At 42.9% G+C, this 14150-nt stretch carries 17 protein-coding genes; 5 read left to right on the top strand and 12 right to left on the bottom strand.

The window, feature by feature from the left end; all coding sequences use genetic code 11:
* Positions 1-2: 2 nt before the first annotated feature.
* Positions 3-1055 carry a ribonucleotide-diphosphate reductase subunit beta gene (locus ACIQXN_RS07025; RefSeq protein WP_402963787.1) on the top strand — a complete coding sequence of 351 codons (1053 nt, stop codon included), beginning with the start codon at positions 3-5 and terminating at the stop codon, positions 1053-1055.
* Positions 1045-1464, top strand: a complete 420-nt coding sequence (locus tag ACIQXN_RS07020; protein WP_402963784.1) for a flavodoxin domain-containing protein — start codon at positions 1045-1047, stop codon at positions 1462-1464. The genes ACIQXN_RS07025 and ACIQXN_RS07020 overlap by 11 nt, the downstream gene beginning before the upstream one ends.
* A 64-nt stretch (positions 1465-1528) precedes the next feature.
* Here the strand turns inward: ACIQXN_RS07020 and ACIQXN_RS07015 are convergent, their stop codons facing one another.
* Both ACIQXN_RS07015 and ACIQXN_RS07010 read right to left on the bottom strand, forming a co-directional pair.
* Positions 1529-1726 (bottom strand): cold-shock protein, encoded by a 198-nt coding sequence (locus ACIQXN_RS07015; protein WP_028393295.1) that lies wholly within the window; start codon positions 1724-1726, stop codon positions 1529-1531.
* A 203-nt stretch (positions 1727-1929) separates the two neighbouring features.
* The gene (locus ACIQXN_RS07010; RefSeq protein WP_402963782.1) at positions 1930-2424 is read right to left on the bottom strand and encodes a hypothetical protein; all 495 of its coding nucleotides are present in this window, start codon (positions 2422-2424) and stop codon (positions 1930-1932) included.
* A gap of 108 nt (positions 2425-2532) precedes the next feature.
* On the opposite strand from ACIQXN_RS07010, the gene ACIQXN_RS07005 reads away from it, so the two are divergent.
* On the top strand, positions 2533-2979 hold the full coding sequence (locus tag ACIQXN_RS07005) for a GNAT family N-acetyltransferase (protein WP_402963779.1): 447 nt from the start codon (positions 2533-2535) through the stop codon (positions 2977-2979).
* Here ACIQXN_RS07005 and modB read toward each other — a convergent pair whose 3' ends face one another.
* On the bottom strand, positions 2980-3633 hold the full coding sequence (modB, locus tag ACIQXN_RS07000; protein WP_402963776.1) for a molybdate ABC transporter permease subunit: 654 nt from the start codon (positions 3631-3633) through the stop codon (positions 2980-2982).
* Positions 3634-3881: 248 nt separating this feature from the next.
* On the opposite strand from modB, the gene spx reads away from it, so the two are divergent.
* On the top strand, positions 3882-4277 hold the full coding sequence (gene spx, locus ACIQXN_RS06995) for a transcriptional regulator Spx (protein ID WP_402963773.1): 396 nt from the start codon (positions 3882-3884) through the stop codon (positions 4275-4277).
* Between the two features lie 53 nt (positions 4278-4330).
* Here spx and ACIQXN_RS06990 read toward each other — a convergent pair whose 3' ends face one another.
* The 5 genes from ACIQXN_RS06990 to ACIQXN_RS06970 form a co-directional block, all read right to left on the bottom strand.
* Entirely contained in the window at positions 4331-5758 is a 1428-nt protein-coding gene (locus tag ACIQXN_RS06990; RefSeq protein WP_402964657.1) for a sensor histidine kinase, read from the bottom strand.
* Entirely contained in the window at positions 5748-6437 is a 690-nt protein-coding gene (locus ACIQXN_RS06985; protein ID WP_402963770.1) for a response regulator transcription factor, read from the bottom strand. Before ACIQXN_RS06985 ends, ACIQXN_RS06990 begins: the two co-directional genes overlap by 11 nt.
* Positions 6438-6673: 236 nt before the next feature.
* Complete coding sequence (locus tag ACIQXN_RS06980; RefSeq protein WP_402963767.1) at positions 6674-7597, bottom strand: cation diffusion facilitator family transporter; 924 nt, start codon at positions 7595-7597, stop codon at positions 6674-6676.
* 160 nt (positions 7598-7757) lie between these two features.
* Complete coding sequence (locus tag ACIQXN_RS06975; RefSeq protein ID WP_402963764.1) at positions 7758-7895, bottom strand: hypothetical protein; 138 nt, start codon at positions 7893-7895, stop codon at positions 7758-7760.
* 67 nt (positions 7896-7962) lie between these two features.
* On the bottom strand, positions 7963-8706 hold the full coding sequence (locus ACIQXN_RS06970) for a metallophosphoesterase family protein (protein WP_402963761.1): 744 nt from the start codon (positions 8704-8706) through the stop codon (positions 7963-7965).
* A 211-nt stretch (positions 8707-8917) separates the two neighbouring features.
* On the opposite strand from ACIQXN_RS06970, the gene ACIQXN_RS06965 reads away from it, so the two are divergent.
* Positions 8918-9103: a YjcZ family sporulation protein gene (locus tag ACIQXN_RS06965; protein WP_402963758.1), complete on the top strand. Its 186-nt coding sequence runs from the start codon at positions 8918-8920 to the stop codon at positions 9101-9103.
* A gap of 44 nt (positions 9104-9147) precedes the next feature.
* Here ACIQXN_RS06965 and ACIQXN_RS06960 read toward each other — a convergent pair whose 3' ends face one another.
* The 4 genes from ACIQXN_RS06960 to allC all read right to left on the bottom strand — a co-directional run bounded on the left by ACIQXN_RS06960 (position 9148) and on the right by allC (position 13961).
* Positions 9148-9741, bottom strand: a complete 594-nt coding sequence (locus ACIQXN_RS06960; protein WP_402963755.1) for a DedA family protein — start codon at positions 9739-9741, stop codon at positions 9148-9150.
* Positions 9742-10017: 276 nt separating this feature from the next.
* A complete protein-coding gene (locus ACIQXN_RS06955; protein WP_402963752.1) occupies positions 10018-11391 on the bottom strand; it encodes an allantoinase in 1374 nt (457 codons plus the stop codon).
* A gap of 53 nt (positions 11392-11444) precedes the next feature.
* Positions 11445-12698 (bottom strand): pyridoxal-phosphate-dependent aminotransferase family protein, encoded by a 1254-nt coding sequence (locus ACIQXN_RS06950; RefSeq protein WP_402963749.1) that lies wholly within the window; start codon positions 12696-12698, stop codon positions 11445-11447.
* Between the two features lie 15 nt (positions 12699-12713).
* Positions 12714-13961: an allantoate deiminase gene (allC, locus tag ACIQXN_RS06945; RefSeq protein WP_402963746.1), complete on the bottom strand. Its 1248-nt coding sequence runs from the start codon at positions 13959-13961 to the stop codon at positions 12714-12716.
* Positions 13962-14150 lie beyond the last annotated feature (189 nt).

The following is a 14150-nucleotide window of genomic DNA, read 5'->3' as shown; positions in this document are numbered from 1 at the left end:
AGATGACAAACCATATCAAGAAAATCAGGATGCTCGAACCAACCCATCCTACCAAAGCGACCGGCGTATTCAAAGGAGAAGCTTCAGGCTTCCTCCTTTGGAATGACATTCAATATGAAAAGTTCTATGACACGTATACACAGCTCATCAATAATTTTTGGAAGCCTTCAAGCGTGAACATGATTCAGGATAAAAAGCAGTGGGGGGAATTGGATGAGGATATCCAGGACGCTTTCCTCGATATCCTCACAATGATTGCCGGGATGGACAGCCTGCAAACGCCGACATTAGTGGAAATCCTTCGCTACATCAAAGATCCGGCAGCAAAGGCGATCCTCGCCAACATGGCCCAGCAAGAATCGATTCATAATGAATCGTATTCTTACATTCTTGCTTCTTTGATTCCTGTCGGCAAGCAAAAACAGCTTTTTGACCGCATTAAAGAGCACCCGGAAGTAATCAAGCGGAACCAGCCGATCGTGGATGCCTACCAAACATTTGTGGATGATCCTAGCCCTCAGCACTTATTCGAGGCTCTCATCCATTCCACCAACCTTGAAGGGATCTATTTTTACCTGGCATTCGCCTTCTATTACAACTTAGGCCGTCAAAATCTGATGACCGGTTCGGCAACGATGATTTCCTATATTCATCGCGATGAAATGGTCCACTTCGATTTCATTGGCATGCTTGTCCAAATCTTGATGTATGAATACCCGGAATTGAATAATGAAGACAACACGAAATTCATCTATACGACGATTGAAAAAGCCGTAGAACTTGAAAAGGAATGGTCCGAATATATGCTTGAAGATATCCAAACAAAAGCAGATCTCGATTTGGAAGAATTCAATGAGTATATCGAATATATCGCTAACAAACGATTACGCATGCTTGGACTTGAAAACTTGTATCAAGAATATGGCGAGAACCCGATGCCCTGGATCAAAACGTTCGACGATGAATCCATCGGGCTAACGAAGACCGACTTCTTCGAGCAAAAGTCAAGGACCTATAGCCAAGTAAATGCAAGCAACGGGTTCGATGAGCTTTAAAACGGCCATCGTCCATCATTCGGCAGGCGGCAATACAAAGGCGCTTGCTGAAGTTCTTGCTTCCTTTTTGCCCGAAGCAGAGCTATTTCGTGTGCTTGAATTCGATATGAGTACATTGCATGAGTATGACTCGTTGATTGTCGGGACCTATACATGGGGAAATGGCGAACTTCCTGCCAGAATGTCCTCCTTCTATTCGGAGTTAGAGCAAATGCCGATATCCCACCTGAAAACAGGCGTCTTCGGGACGGGTGAAACGAATTACCATCATTTCTGTGGAGCCGTCGACCAATTCCGAGACATGCTGTTTGCCAACAGCAGATTAGTCGCTACTTTGAAGGTTGAACAAATGTATCAAGAAGCAGACCTGCCCCGGATCAAAAAATTCGCCGCTCTTTTTACAAGCTAGTAACCTCTTAATCTTATAAACATACTAAAAAAGACCCCAAATTGGGGTCTTTATTAACGTTCGATTATTTTTGAACGTTAGCAGCTTGTGGTCCACGAGCGCCTTGTTCGATTTCGAAAGAAACTTCTTGGCCTTCTTCAAGAGTTTTGAAGCCTTCACCTTGAATAGCTGAGAAATGTACGAATACATCGTCTTGTCCTTCAACTTCGATGAAACCGAAACCTTTTTCTGCGTTAAACCATTTTACTTTACCTTGTACCATGTTAGTTCCTCCTGTGTTTGGAAAAAATCCATTTTATTACTATTTTTGGTTCTGGATAATGTCTCAAGAGGAACCCTAAAACGGTAAATCCTTCTATCAAACAACTTATTCCGAACAAAAATAATTACCCATATTATAGCATGGGTAATTAACTGAAAACAATATTAATGGTTGGAATTTTGCCGACAAATTCCCCTAATATTCTACATTTTTCTTTTCTTATTTTGACGGAATCCTTCATCTAATAAGTAGCGTTCCGCTTCGATTGGGCTTTCGAAACACTCCTCTAAATTCGGTCCTGAGTAAACATTCCAAAGCTGATCTTCTCGAACAAGCGAAAGCTCCTGCTTTTCCTGGCCAACCCACGTACCTTCCAACTTAGCGAACTCATCGTCTTCCTCTTCTTCTTGCATGACGGGAGGTTCCGATAAATAAGATAGGCTAGTTTTGATCAATACTTTCAAATCCTCTTCGGAATAATCACGTATATTGATGAATCCTTTGCGGTCTGTTTCCTTCTTTTTCAGATGGCCTGCGTACACAAAGCCATTTCCATTCGGATGAAGATGTTGCACGACGATTTTCTTCTCTTGGACACTACCTGGAAAATGGAAATTGACGCGTCCTAGTGATACATCTTTCCGTTCTAATTCCGGGAATGTTTCAATAATGCTTAGTTTTTCTTCAAAAGTTAACAAATTTCTTCCTCATTTCATTAGTTCATCTTGTTTGTCGATTATAACACAAGAAACAATAAATCTCTTCGCCAGCTTCTATTATAATGTATATAAGGAGATGATTTACGCATGACGATGAAAATTATTACAGAACTTAATTCCCTCCATGGGCAACAACTTTTTTCCCTTCAGAAAAAAGCCTATGCAGTGGAAGCAGAACTGATTAAATATTCCGAAATTCCGCCACTATTAGAAACGTTTGACCAATTTTCACGCTGCCAGGAAACATTCATCGTTTTTTTTGTTGACGATGTGATAGCTGGGGCCATTTCCTATAAAGATGAAAGCGGGCGGGTAGAGATTTGCCGGATGATCGTTCACCCGGATCATTTTCGCAAAGGAATTGCAAATACCCTCCTTACCCACCTTCAGAAAACCGTTCCATGGGAAAAGTTAACCGTTTCGACCGGTGCATTGAACCAGCCAGCACGGAAGCTATATGAAAAAAACGGCTTTCTACATACGAAAGATGTGGAAGTCGCACCTAAATTTTTCATTAGTCTATACGAAAAATGATCACTTTATGTACGTCACAATGAAAAGCATGATGAAAGAGATGGCAATGATTACAGCAACCCATAGCCATGCTAAAGTCATGTTCCCCGTATCCATGGCTATATATATCGCTGTCGGTATCGTCTGGGTCTGTCCTGGGATGTTCCCCGCAAACATAAGCGTCGCCCCGAATTCCCCCAAGGCCCTGGCCGAACTTAATATCGCGCCGGTGAGAATCGATTTACCGGCTAATGGGAGAGATACGAGCAAAAACAATTTCCATTCGCCTGCTCCATCCACTCTCGCAGCGTTTTCAATCTCTTCATCTATGCCTTCAAATCCCGTTTTGGCCGATTGGTACATAAGCGGGAAGGCCACCACCGTGGAAGCAATGACCGCCGCCCACCAGGTGAACATGATCGGTTGGTTAAATACCTTCTCGATGATTTGCCCGAGCGTTCCATTTTTACCGAAACACACAATCAGTAAAAATCCGACGACTGAAGGAGGCAGGACAAGTGGCAGCAAAAACACGGTTTCCAGGACGACCCTGCCCTTGAAACGCTTTTTGGCCATGAACCGGGCAAGCAGGATTCCTAAAATAAAGACTAGGATTCCTGAGATGCCGGCTATTTGAATGGACAGTCTGACTGGTGACCAAAATTCCGCCGTCATGATACGTGCTCCGCAGAACCTATATTTTCCTGATTTCCATCAGATGCAGGGGCTCCCCATCTTTTAAAAATCCACATTTGAAATTCTCCCTTTTTTGAAAAAACTTTTAAGTTTATTTTTCTTGACATATTGCTGACACATACAAACGTTAAAGTAAGAGTATCACAAATACAAAAATAATTTTAACTCATAAAAATAAAAATCAAAAACCTAAAAAAAATATGAAACCTTAAGGGAGTCGATTTTAAATGGTTACAATTTATACTACCCCAAGCAGCTTAGCATGTCGTAAAGCAAAAGCTTGGTTACAAAAAAATGAAATTTCCTACAATGAACGCAACTTATATTCTCAACCTTTATCCATAGCAGAAATCAAAGAGATCTTACGTAAAACGGAAGGCGGTACAGATGAGATCATCTCAACCCGTTCAAAGAAATTCAAAAGCTTGAACATCGATATAAACAATACGCCACTGAACGACCTATGCATGCTAATCCAAGCCAATCCAGACTTGCTACGTCGCCCGATCATTTTCGATCATAAGAATTTGCATGCAGGTTACAATGAAGAGGAAATGGGGCGCTTCCTTCCAAGAAAAGTTCGTCATGTTCAATTATGGCGTGCAATCAGTCAACTAGCCTAATCCAATACTTGTAAAAAAGGGTTGTCCATTTTTAATGGACAACCCTTTTCTGGTTATACCTGTGCGGATTTTTCTACCGTAATGGTAAAAATCGTCCCTTTTTCATCGCTTTCTTTCAATAATAAGTCTCCCTTTTGCGCTTTAGCGAGCATCTTGCTGAAAGGTAAACCTAATCCCAATCCACGCACCTTCAGTTTTTTGTTTTCCCCTCGGTAAAATGGTTCGAACACATACTGCTGTTCATGTTGGGGAATCCCTCGGCCACTATCCTTCACATCGATACCAATTCGGGAGTCTTCCATTTCATAGAGGCAAATCACAATTGTACCATTTCCATCAAGTGAGTGCTTCGCATTGTTCAAAAGGTTTATGATAATTTGTTGCATCCTCAGTGAATCAATTTCCCCAAAGATTGACTCATCCGGAACCTGTACATCCAGGGTGAAATCCTGATCCTCCTGGGTGACGTGCCACCGATAGGCTATTTCCTGTATGAAAGTGTTGAGATTTTCTTTTTCCAATCGGATTTTAAAGGCACCGGCCGATAAGGCATTATAATCCAATAAATCCTCGATCATCACCTGTAGGCGCTGTGTTTCCTTCAAGGAAATATCCAGGAATTCCTTACTCTGTTCACCCGTAACCACATCATCCCTGACCGCTTGGATCAAACCACTAATGGAAGTAACCGGTGTTTTTAGATCATGGGTGACACCAGCAAGTAACTCAGCCCGTAATTTTTCCATGAGTTTCAATCGGTTCGTCATTTCTTTAAAGGATTCCACGAGTTCGTATATCTCTTCTTCCCGTATCTCCTCTTCTTCTTTAAAATGGATCTCATAATTGCCTTCCCTTACCTGGACAGCAGCGTTAGCCACATCTTGGATGGGCCTTGATATCTTTCTAGATAGAAAATAAATGACGCCCGTCCCAAGTAAAAGCAAACCACCAATCAGGAAGGCAAGCAAACCGTGATCTTGGTTCACTTCCTTCAGAGCCCCTTCTTCCTGGGCGATGACTACCCATCCCTTTGTCTCGCCTTCAAATGTGATCGGCGATTTGACGACGAACACCTTATTCTCTGAAATCTTGACCTTCTGGATCAATTCTTCATTATTCATGATGGCACCTGGGAGTTTACTATTTTCCTCATCAATATATAATTGAGGCATCGTATAGATGATACTCCCATCAGGATCGACGATATATATGATCGGCTGCTTATTGAGCTGAAGGATTTTCTCCCTTTCCTCAACGATTTCAGAAAGGATGGGACCAACGACAATTTGGCCATTCTCCTTGATGGCCCGGTCGGACGTTTCATCCGCTAAATACTTAAGCAGGCTCAACCTATATTCCAAGGCCGTCTTTTCCATCCACCATAAAGAAAAAACGGACAATATCAATAAGCCAGAAATCAAGGTCAATACATATTTCTTCGTCCAATAGAGCTGCAAGGTTGTCCGTTTTCTAGTTTTCATAGACACTCAATTGATACCCCAATCCACGCAACGTTTTAATTTCCCCTTCTGATGAGGGCCAAGCATCAAGAGCTTTCCTGATTCGTTTGATGGCTAAGTCCACAGCACGGTCACTTCCGTCATAGTCTATGCCCCACACTTGATCGAGCAGCTGCTCTCTCGTGAAAATATGGTTGGGGTGCTTCGCAAAAAAAATGAGCAACGACAAATCACGGGGCGTCAAGCTGATTTCTTCCCCTTTTAATAGTACGGAATAGGATTTGTTATCAATGGATAAGCTCCCAAATTGATGTACATGGTTTTCTTCCACTACAGGTGTTGAACTCCGTCTTAAAACGGCATGCACCCGCGCCATGACTTCTTCCGCCACAAAGGGCTTGGAAATATAATCATCCGCTCCCGACTTAAAGCCGGTTAGACGGTAATCCACATCGTTCAATGCGGTCAACATGATCACCGGGCACATGTCTTTCTCCCTTATCTCTTTCAAGATGTCCCAGCCTTCCTTACCTGGCAACATCACATCAAGTAGCACAAGGTCCGGTTTCATTTCTTCATAGGTTGGAATGGCTTTTAGTCCATCGAAGACCTGTACGACTTCCATTCCTTCACGCTGTAAATATGCTTTCAATACCATCGAAATGGCAATTTCATCTTCAACGACTAGAATTTTTTTCATAAAGGAATTCCTCCTTCTTAAATTATAGTTGAATCATATTGCATTAGCCAACCCCAGTATGAATTGACCTTTTTATCCTTCATCATACCCTCTTAATGTGTCAGGAATATGTTCATATAATCATTCCTAGACATCTTGAACCATCCCCCATTCACCTGTCAAAGTACGGAAAATGGGACAGGCGTTCGTTTCCGGCACACCAAAAAGGCCGGCTTCATCACTGAGCCGGCCTGGTTTCAGTTACATGTCTCGTGCGGATTCGGACAACCCACATCCTGTTTTTCCACTTGTATTGTGCTGTGTTCAATCCCATATTGATCATGCAGTAATTTTTGCGCTACCGCCAAAATCGAATCATGATCTCCACCTGCATCGATGACGACATGACAGCTCAACGAAAGAAATCCGGAGGTGATCGTCCAGATATGGAGGTCATGGACATCCGATACATGCGGCAATTCCTTCAAACTCTCTTTCACTTCTTCCATATCGACCCGATCCGGTGTGCCTTCCATTAAAATATGGAAAGAATCGCGCACCACTCTATATCCACTTATGACGATTAAAATCGCAACAATCATGCTCGCGATTGGGTCGGCAATTCCCCAATCGAAAAAATATATCAAGAGTGCGGCAGCAATGGCACCCACCGAACCAAGCATATCACCAATCACATGTAAGAATGCACTCCTTACATTGAGATTTTCTTCTTTATCGCCACTCATTAAGATCCATGCAGCAATGACATTCACAAGCAAGCCAATGATTGAAATCATCAGCATCCCCATACTTTGAACCTCAGGCGGATTCACAAACCTCCGGATCGCCTCAATGAAAATGAATGCCGATATAACAATTAACGTTAAACCGTTTAAACACGCGGCGATGATTTCGAAGCGCTTATATCCAAATGATTTTGACTGCGTCGCTTTTTTTTCACCCAACCTTATCGCTGTATAACTAAGCCCTAAAGCGGCTGCATCGCTTAGCATATGTCCTGCGTCTGATAGCAAGGCCAGGCTATTCGTCATGAATCCTCCAATCACTTCGATTACCATGAATGTGGAGATCAGTACAAACGAAGCCAACAAAGCCTTTTTATTATTAGAATGGTGATGGTGATGTCCGTGGTCATGGGAGTGACCCTCATGATGTCCCATGTTCCCCCTCCTCTCAGGTATATATAAGCTTATATATAGTATGGGATAATTTCAGAATGGTTTCAAATGATTGACTTACCCATTTAAAGTATAAAAGATAACAATCGCCATGAAGACAAAAATAAACACTGCAGGCAATGACCTACAGCGTCTTTACAGGTTATTGTTCACTTTGCATGGTATCATCGACGATTGCACGCAGGTCCTTATTGAATAATTCATCATTGCACACAAGGCTGTGCTGATCGTCTGTCCGCTCCGGATCCTTAAGCTGATTTTCCTGTTCCTTGTCCTTCATGACCTTTTCCCCCTTTAGTCAATTTGACTTTTATCATATCCGGAGGAGATGTCCTTTATGCTTATATCTATATAATCTGATTTCCATGAAAGGCGCGAATGATGAATTTATGCTCTGGAACTTGTAGTCTTTTATAAGATGACAGAAATGCCGCATTATCATACAGGGCATTTTCTAGATTGACCTGAATTCCGTTTTCTTCAATCGTAACGACACTATACCGTGCAGTTGGCTCCCTATTACATCCAAGTGATCCGGGATTCAGGTAAATGGTTCGATCATTCTTAAAGAGATGAGGAGGATGATGATGACCAAACCCTATTAAATCTTCAGACCGGTTTTTAAAGAGGGCCTCCAAGTTGGGTAAATTGGGCTCGACGATTGTGCTAAAGGGATTTTGACTGATATGTACATTCCTCTTTTCCTGTTCCATATGATAATGGGTGAAGAAAAGAGTGTGGCCATTAATTGTAACTTTCATGGTGCGAGGCAATTTTTCCAGGGAGGGGATAAAGATCGGGTCCATCCTTTCGGCAATCCATTCATGGTGCTCTTTGACATGAATATGTCCCGTTGGATGTTCTTCCCCTTTAATGATGGCTAATACGGCTTCATCATGATTTCCACTGATCATCGATAGATTCTTTCTTGAAAATAACAAATCCAAGACGTCATTGGTATCAGGTCCTATTCCGACCATATCCCCCAAACAATAAATTTGCTCAATATCACTTCTTCCATCAATTTCCCTAAGAACGGCTTTTAACGCCGAAGCATTACCATGTATATCCGTTATAATGGCAACTTTCACGATGAAGTTCAGCCCCCTTCTCTATATATGGTATATTATAACACCTTTAAAATCAGGGAAAAATTATTCGGGCTCATCTCCCCTCATCTACCGACGCCCATTTTTAAAGAATAAGCAAACACTTCGGCCTAGAATACATAGTATGGAGTATTCCCAGTAAAGATGATTTGCTAGGTATGAAAATCACAAACGTTATGAGGAGGAAATTTTAATGGGTGGTTATAACAATAATAACAATAATGGATGTAACGATGGCTGCAATGACGGATGCGGTGGCGGCGGTTTTGATAACGGGTTTGCCTTATTGATCGTATTATTCATCCTACTAGTCATCATTGGTTGTAGTTGGGGCTTCGGTGGCGGCGGGTATGGCGGCGGTTACGGCGGATGCTGCTAACACATTAAATAAAAACAAGGCGCCTGAAAACGGCGCCTTCTTTGTTATTGTTTCGCTTTTCTTTTCTTTGCTTTTAAGAACAACCAAATGACAATCAGGACAATTGGGATGAGCAAAAAGTTCGCATATTGTGCGAATATCGCTCCAGCCTGCTCCCATTGTGGTCCTAGTTTATACCCTAGATATACATAGATAGTGGTTACAGGAAGCATCGCCAAATATGTATAGAGTATGAATTTCCAGATATTCATCTTCAGAATGCCACACGGTAATGAAATGGCCGTACGGATTCCTGGAACAAATCTCCCGAAAAAGGCAATTCCTGCTCCATACTTATCGAAGAAGTATTCAGCTTTATTCAGTTGCTCCTCTTTAACCAAAAAGTACTTTCCAAACTTCATTACGAGTGGCCTTCCCCCATACCTTCCTAGTGCGTATAGCGTCAAGGGGCCTGTCACCCCACCAATCGAACCGGCCAGTATCGTCAAGATCAAATTCCTTTCACCTTGATAGACCCAATAGCCAGCAAGCGGTAGCACTACTTCGGCAGGGATGAATTCAAATGTCAATGCGAGCAATACTCCGAAATATGATAAAGATTTAAACGCTTCTATCATATCCATGATTATAGATTCCATAGAGGTTTCCCCCTTTCTTTCAACAGTTACATATAAAAAAGGATGCCCCCGCTCTTTACGGGCACCCTTTGTTTTCTAAAAGGACAGTTCATCGGTATTATACATGTAGATTTATGCTTTTTATACATTTTTTCATACCGTAATCCTATAACAATGATTCATAAAGAGTCAACGTTTTATTACCGGGATATTTTTCTAATATAGTCAGTGATGAGCTGTATTAAAGGAAAAAGGTGATGCCGATAATTCGGAATCACCTTCATGTACTCTATACTATTAAATCGAAGGTTCGATTTCCATACTTTTAAGCCAGGTTCCCCGATCCTGTTGCGTGATTTCACCCTTTTCATAGACTGGTTTTCCCTTTTTGAATGTGGCGTTTATCGTACACGGGAAGGTGTGGCCCATATAGACACTTTGCTTATGCTTGGCAAAGAAATTATCTTCGGTGACAGTATGCGTGTCATTCAATGAAACAATAGCAACATCCCCTTCCTTCCCTACTTTTATTTGCCCTTTTCTTGAAGAGAGACCAAACCGTTCAGCCGGTGCCCCGGCTATCCAATCCGCGATTTTATGAAACGGTATTTCATAGGTAATAGCCAGTTCAATCATCGACAGCAAGGAAAATTGCCCACCACTTATACCACCCCATGCTTCAAACAAGTTATGTTCCGCAGGGTCCTTCAATTCGTAAGGACATGGAGAGTGATCGGAAGAAATCATATCAAACCTTCCTTCTATTAATAAAGCAATCAACTTTTCCTGTTCGGCCTTATCACGCAGAGGGGGCGCGCATTTTGCGACCGTACCTTTCTCGACAAGCGTATCTTGATTGAATAACAAGTAATGAGGACAGGTTTCAACCGTTACATCCAGACCGCACCGCTTGGCCGCTTCAATCTTTTCCATCGCCAAACCACTGCTGATATGGACAAAATGCAGCCGGCATCCTGTCATTTCGGCATATGTGAGAGCCCGTTCGACAGCTTCCGCTTCCGCTAATACAGGACGAGTCGCCGCATAGTCTTCAGCGCTGAATAATCCTTGATCCTCTTTCTCCTGCTTCAAAAATTGTGTAATGGAATCACTTTCCGCATGTAGCGCCAAAATCTTATCCAATTTTGCGATTTCCCTCATACCATGAAGCAAGGTAAAATCATCCGCTCGCTCAAACTTATCATTGCCCGTTGCGGATAGAAAGGCTTTAAAACCGACGGCCCCTGATTTAGCTAACCCTTCCAACTCCTCTATATTTCCAGGAACGAGGCCACCCCATAACCCGAAATCGACAACCGATTTTGCTTCCCCGACCTTCGCCTTCTCAAGTAACGCGGCTTCATCAATGGTCGAAGGGATCCCATTCAATGGCATATCAAAATAGGTCGTGCAGCCGCCCGCCGCCATCATCTGTGAGCCCGTTTCAAACCCTTCCCAATGGGCACGTCCAGGTTCACTAAAATGCACATGCACATCGATCATTCCAGGAAAAACGTATTGATCGCACGCTTCATATTCTTCCAATCCTGTATCACCAAGCAGATTTCCAATCTTGATGATTACGCCATTCTGGATGGCCACATCAGTTTTCTTCACTTCATCAGGCAATACCACGTAGCCATTACGGATAATGAGATCGTATGTTGACACCATAATCACTCCTTCAAGTTGTGTGGCAATAAAACAGGAGCCATCTCCCCGCCTTATTGCACTCCAAACATTTTCTCCGTTTCCCCTACATATACGTCGAGGGCAGCCTGCAAGGCTTCTCCCCTGTTCACTCCGAACCCTTGGCGTATAAGGACCGCTTCCAAGGAGGACAGAACGAAGAGGATATTCTCTTTCCGGCAGCTGAATCCCATCGTACCGATTCTCCAAATCTTACCGTGAAGCGGACCGAACGATGAAGCGATTTCGATACCAAATTCATTCAATAACATCGACCGAACTTGCTCTCCATCCACCGCTTCTGGAATTTCGACACAAGTGACACATGGCAATTTATTTTGCCTATCCCCGAATAACGTTAAGCCCATTGCCTCGATTCCAGCCACAAGTGCGGCTTCGTGATGCTTATGACGGGCGAATCTCTGTTCCAATCCTTCATCGAGTACAAGTCGCAGACCTTCACGCAATGCATAAATCATCGAAGTTGCTTCTGTATGGTGATTCAATCGGCGAGGTCCCCAATAATCCTGCAGCATGCCCAAATCGAAATAATTACTGGTAATGGGGCGATGCCTTGATATATATTGACGATCTTCCTCCGTTGCAATCCCTCGTTCTACCTTTTTACGTGACTGAATAATTTTTTCAATTCTCTCATTGTAGGTGATAGGTGCCATTCCTGAAGGGACGGACAAGCATTTTTGCGTACCTCCTATCAATCCATCAATACACCACTCATCCACCTTTACATCCGTTCCCCCGATTGATGCGACCGCATCGACAACGAGCAAAACACCTTGCTCACGGCAGGCTTTCCCGATTTCCGCCAGTGGCTGCATGCAGCCTGTAGACGTTTCCCCATGGACGATCGCCGTTATTTTCGGCGAAACTTTCTTGATTTCCGCAATGATAACCGAGGGATCAAAAACCTCTCCCCACGGACATTCGATTGTATGCACTTCCGCTCCATAGCGCTCACAAATTTCAACCAGTAAATGACCAAACCTACCGAAAATGGGAACCAAGACCTTATCTCCCGGCTCAATGATGCTACAAAGAATCGCTTCATTCCCAGACCGGGATGTACCATCGATGGGAAAGGCCCAGTGATTCTTCGTCTGGAATACGAGACGGAGCATTTCCATCACTTCATTCATGATATTCGTGAATGCGGGATCAAACTGCCCCAAGATCGGAGCGCTCATCGCCCGTAAAACTCGCGGGTCCACCTCCACCGGTCCTGGGGTCATGATGGTCCTGATCGGTGTATATAGTTCTTTATATGCCATTTTCTTCAGCTCCCCTTAATAGGCTAATTGATATAATATTTCGCTTAAAACATCGATTCCCTTTTCTAAATCATGAACATGCGTAAATTCTTTAGGCGAGTGGCTGATTCCATCCCGGCTGGGAACAAAGATTAAGCAAGTCGGACAAACCGAACCAAATACCTGTGCATCGTGCCCCGCACCGCTTATGATATCTTGATAAGGTATATTTTTATCTTCAGCAATTCCACGAATCATTGCATTCATCTCTTCATTTAGTTCAACGGGCAAAACATCCATCCACTGCGAGATTTCCAACGACATCTCCCTCTCATCCGCATGAGATTGGAAGGTCGAGAAAATCTCCGCACAAAACGCGTCAAGGACTCCTTCTTGGTGATGCCTGATATCTAAACTGAAAGCCACTTCACCTGCCACGACGTTTGGAACATTTGGCAACACTTCCAGTTTACCTACTGTTGCAACTAAATGAGGATGCATTTCCTTGGCCTTTTTCGTCAAAAAAGAAATGTATTCCGAAGCGGCACTGACGGCATCTTTCCTATAGTGCATCGGAGTCGTTCCCGCATGATTGCTTTCACCCTGCACTTTAATCGTATAACGGCGCTGCCCGACAATATGGCTGACGACCCCGATTGTCTTTTGATTTTTTTCCAGAACCATTCCCTGTTCAATATGAATCTCGACGAATCTCTCAATATCATCACGAACTGGAGTTATATATGTATCAGGGTCAAAACCAGCTTCCTTCATGGCTCCCAAAAATGGATAGCCCTCTGAATCTGTCAGCCCTTTCACTTGATCAAGGCCATACACCCCTTGAATATTTCTCGATCCCCAGAACGTCAAAGGAAAACGGCTTCCTTCCTCTTCACAAAAGGAAACGACTTCTATCGTTTTTTGGGGAGGTCCATAGGTTTGATACAGCCTTTGTACCGCTAGGAAACTAGCGATGACCCCAAAAGCACCGTCATATTTCCCACCATCAACAACCGTATCGATATGCGAGCCCGTGAGGATTGTTTTACTTCCGGGGTTCGACCCTTCCAATCTTCCAAATAAGTTACCTACATCATCAAAATAGGTCTGCAATCCCACTTCTTCCATTTCCTTTTTCACCGCATGCTGAGCCTTCACCCATGCCTCGGAATATAATAACCGAGTGACTCCATCATTCTCCGTTAAACCGAATGAAGCCAACCATTCAATCAAGGAAGCAACATTATCTTTTTCATATTTGTATTTTTCAATTTGAATGGCCATCATATCGCTCCTTTTATTCTCATCTTTATATGTTATGAATCTTCACAAAAATATGTTATATGGAGTATTTTACTTGCTTAAACCGTGAACTTCATTGACAAATCCGTTAGAATTCCAAGATATTTTTGTGCATGATTACTAGTTCACCTTCCCATTTATCCCATGAATTCACCTTGACTTTTCACGAGA

Origin of the sequence: Peribacillus sp. NPDC097295 (assembly GCF_044761665.1) — a bacterium.
In the GTDB taxonomy this organism is placed as follows: domain Bacteria; phylum Bacillota; class Bacilli; order Bacillales; family DSM-1321; genus Peribacillus.
Note: the sequence above shows the minus strand (reverse complement) of the source record. Positions and strands in the feature narration are given on the sequence as shown.

What these genes read in the sequence shown, in the direction of transcription:
- ACIQXN_RS06960 (WP_402963755.1), bottom strand. Translation starts at nt 9,741, where the DNA reads ATGGAATCTATAATCATGGATATGATAGAAGCGTTTAAATCTTTATCA.
- ACIQXN_RS06950 (WP_402963749.1), bottom strand. Translation starts at nt 12,698, where the DNA reads ATGGCATATAAAGAACTATATACACCGATCAGGACCATCATGACCCCA.
- ACIQXN_RS06980 (WP_402963767.1), bottom strand. Translation starts at nt 7,597, where the DNA reads ATGGGACATCATGAGGGTCACTCCCATGACCACGGACATCACCATCAC.
- allC (WP_402963746.1), bottom strand. Translation starts at nt 13,961, where the DNA reads ATGGCCATTCAAATTGAAAAATACAAATATGAAAAAGATAATGTTGCT.
- ACIQXN_RS06985 (WP_402963770.1), bottom strand. Translation starts at nt 6,437, where the DNA reads ATGAAAAAAATTCTAGTCGTTGAAGATGAAATTGCCATTTCGATGGTA.
- spx (WP_402963773.1), top strand. Translation starts at nt 3,882, where the DNA reads ATGGTTACAATTTATACTACCCCAAGCAGCTTAGCATGTCGTAAAGCA.
- ACIQXN_RS07005 (WP_402963779.1), top strand. Translation starts at nt 2,533, where the DNA reads ATGACGATGAAAATTATTACAGAACTTAATTCCCTCCATGGGCAACAA.
- ACIQXN_RS07015 (WP_028393295.1), bottom strand. Translation starts at nt 1,726, where the DNA reads ATGGTACAAGGTAAAGTAAAATGGTTTAACGCAGAAAAAGGTTTCGGT.
- ACIQXN_RS06965 (WP_402963758.1), top strand. Translation starts at nt 8,918, where the DNA reads ATGGGTGGTTATAACAATAATAACAATAATGGATGTAACGATGGCTGC.
- modB (WP_402963776.1), bottom strand. Translation starts at nt 3,633, where the DNA reads ATGACGGCGGAATTTTGGTCACCAGTCAGACTGTCCATTCAAATAGCC.
- ACIQXN_RS07020 (WP_402963784.1), top strand. Translation starts at nt 1,045, where the DNA reads ATGAGCTTTAAAACGGCCATCGTCCATCATTCGGCAGGCGGCAATACA.
- ACIQXN_RS06975 (WP_402963764.1), bottom strand. Translation starts at nt 7,895, where the DNA reads ATGAAGGACAAGGAACAGGAAAATCAGCTTAAGGATCCGGAGCGGACA.
- ACIQXN_RS07025 (WP_402963787.1), top strand. Translation starts at nt 3, where the DNA reads ATGACAAACCATATCAAGAAAATCAGGATGCTCGAACCAACCCATCCT.
- ACIQXN_RS06990 (WP_402964657.1), bottom strand. Translation starts at nt 5,758, where the DNA reads ATGAAAACTAGAAAACGGACAACCTTGCAGCTCTATTGGACGAAGAAA.